A 2,324-nucleotide genomic window follows, 5' to 3' on the forward strand; every position below is an offset into this window, starting at 1 on the left:
GCCGGCCGCACGAACGCGCTGAGCGACGAGCTCTACCTCGCGGCCGAGACCGACCTCTCGGTGATCCTCGGCCCGATCGACGAGGTGCAGCCGCAGCTCGTCATCGTCGACTCGGTGCAGACCGAGGCATACCCCCTCATCGACGGCCTCGCCGGCGGCGTCTCGCAGGTGAAGGAGGTCGCGGCCACGCTCATCCGCGTCGCGAAGGAGCGCGACCTCCCGGTCATCCTCGTCGGCCACGTCACGAAGGACGGCACGATCGCCGGCCCCCGACTCCTCGAGCACCTGGTGGATGTCGTGTGCCAGTTCGAGGGCGACCGCCAGACCGCGCTGCGCTTCGTGCGCGCCCACAAGAACCGCTTCGGGCCGACCGACGAGGTGGGCTGCTTCGAGATGACCGGCGACGGCATCGCCGAGGTCGCCGACCCGAGCGCGCTGTTCCGGTCGCACGCGCCGACGCCCGTGAGCGGCACGTGCGTCGCCATCGCGATGGAGGGCCGCCGCGCCATCCCCGTCGAGGTGCAGGCGCTCGTCGTCGCGTCGAGCGCGCCGCAGCCGCGCCGGGTCGTCAACGGCGTCGACTCGTCGCGCGTCGCGATGCTCCTCGCCGTGCTCGAGCGGCGGTGCGGCATGCCGCTCTCGAGCTTCGACGTGTACGTCTCGACCGTCGGCGGCATCCGGCTCACCGAGCCCGCGGCCGACCTCGCCATCGCGCTGGCGATCGCGAGCGCCCGACGCGAGAAGGCCCTCGACGGGCACCTCGCCGCGATCGGCGAGATCAGCCTCGCCGGTGAGATCCGCGCCGTCGCCGGAGCCCCGCAGCGCGCCGCCGAGGGCCGACGCCTCGGCTACCGCACCCTCATCGACGCGTCGGCGCTGCACGTGCGCGAAGCCGTGCGGCTCGCATTCGCGAGCGCGAGCGACGAGAAGATCGACATCCCCGAGTTCTAGGGTCGCGCCGCGCGTCGACGGGGCGCCGCCCCCGCCGGGCAGTCGCCAATGAGCCCGAAAGTTGCACCTGGGCCCGAATGTTCGGGCTCACTCGCGACTTTCGGGCACAATCGTGGCGTCAGCGGGCGGCCGGGGCCAGCTGGGCTACTCGGCCGGGGCCTCGAGGCGCAGCGCGTCAAGCACCGTCTGCGGCTCGGCCTGCATCGCGTGCGGACCCGCGACGTCGAACCACACCGCCTCGAGCACGCCCATGTTCTGCTCGAGGAAGTCGGCGAGCGTCGCCCCGTCGTACGCGAGCACGCGCAGGTCGCTCTCGTTCGGCAGCATCGCGACGTACGTCTCCGGGCTCGAGAAGAGCAGCAGCATGTACTTGTCGGCCTCGCCGCGGCGAAAGACTCGAACCTGCGAGGGGCCGTCCACGGGCAGCAGGGGCACGATCACGTGGTCGTTGCGCAGCGCGAAGGCGACGGCCGCGGCATCCTGCTTCTCGAGGGCGGCGGCGAGGCGCTGCTCGACCGGGAGGTTCGACTCGGGCAGGGGGCTCGCGGCTCCGGGCATCCGGCGCGGGGAGCCGCCGGGGCGGGTGGGGCGCTTCTTCTTCGGCATCGCCACCAGCCTACGCGGGCGGTCCGAGCGACCGAGGCGAGGATGCCCGGGGCGAGCGGGCGCGGACGGGACGCGCTCGCGCGAACCGGCCCGGGCATCCGCCCCACGCCTCGCCATCGCCGGCACGATCCGCACTGCCCCACGGGGAAGGTGGTGCCCGCGAGGGAGAAGCGTGGGGCGGTCGCGAGGGGGTAGTGGGCGCCGGTCGCGAGGGAGGAGTGGGCAGCGCCCGCGAGGGAGAAGCGGGCCGCGGGCACCTACTGGAGGATGAAGGGCTTCGCCTCGGAGGAGAAGGGGCCGATCGTGACCGTGAGGCGGTAGGTGGCGCCGCCGCCGATCGCGGCCGTACGCTCGCCCTCGCACGCGCCGCCGGGCTCGGAGCGCACGCGCTGCCACGAGAACGGCGTCGTCGACAGCGGCGTGCCGGGCTCGAGGGTGACCTCGGCCGGGGCGGGGTTCTGCTGGCAGTCCTTCGACGACCAGATGCGGTCGTCCCCTGAGGTGATGACGTACTCCTGCACGTCGGTGCCGACGGTCGCGATGCACGGGGTCGCGCCCGTGTTGGTGAGGGTGAGCGACAGCAGCGGCTGCACCTCGGCGGGGTACGAGTCGGCGTCGGTGACGGCCGCGACCTGCACCTGGTCGGGCGTGCACGCGTTCGGGTTCGCCGGGTCGACCGGCTCCGCGGGCTCCTCGGCGCCGGGCTCGTCGGCCGGGGCGTCGCTCGCGGCCGGCGCGGCGTCGGGGTTGCTCGCGCCCGCCTGCTC

At 73.9% G+C, this 2,324-nt stretch carries 3 protein-coding genes; 1 reads left to right on the forward strand and 2 read right to left on the reverse strand.

All coding sequences use genetic code 11. From position 1 onward, the window contains the following. Positions 1-951: magnesium chelatase domain-containing protein (locus Q7T15_RS08445; RefSeq protein ID WP_304695229.1), on the forward strand; the 951-nt coding region annotated here is incomplete at its 5' end. Between the two features lie 144 nt (positions 952-1,095). On the opposite strand, the gene Q7T15_RS08450 is transcribed toward Q7T15_RS08445, so the two are convergent. Further along, positions 1,096-1,557, reverse strand: a complete 462-nt coding sequence (locus Q7T15_RS08450) for an SseB family protein (RefSeq protein ID WP_304695231.1) — start codon at positions 1,555-1,557, stop codon at positions 1,096-1,098. 257 nt (positions 1,558-1,814) lie between these two features. After that, the coding region (locus tag Q7T15_RS08455; protein ID WP_304695233.1) for a hypothetical protein at positions 1,815-2,324 on the reverse strand (510 nt) is incomplete at its 5' end.

Source organism: Microcella sp. (assembly GCF_030645145.1).
Lineage (GTDB): Bacteria > Actinomycetota > Actinomycetes > Actinomycetales > Microbacteriaceae > Microcella.

What these genes read in the sequence shown, in the direction of transcription:
- Q7T15_RS08450 (WP_304695231.1), bottom strand. Translation starts at nt 1,557, where the DNA reads ATGCCGAAGAAGAAGCGCCCCACCCGCCCCGGCGGCTCCCCGCGCCGG.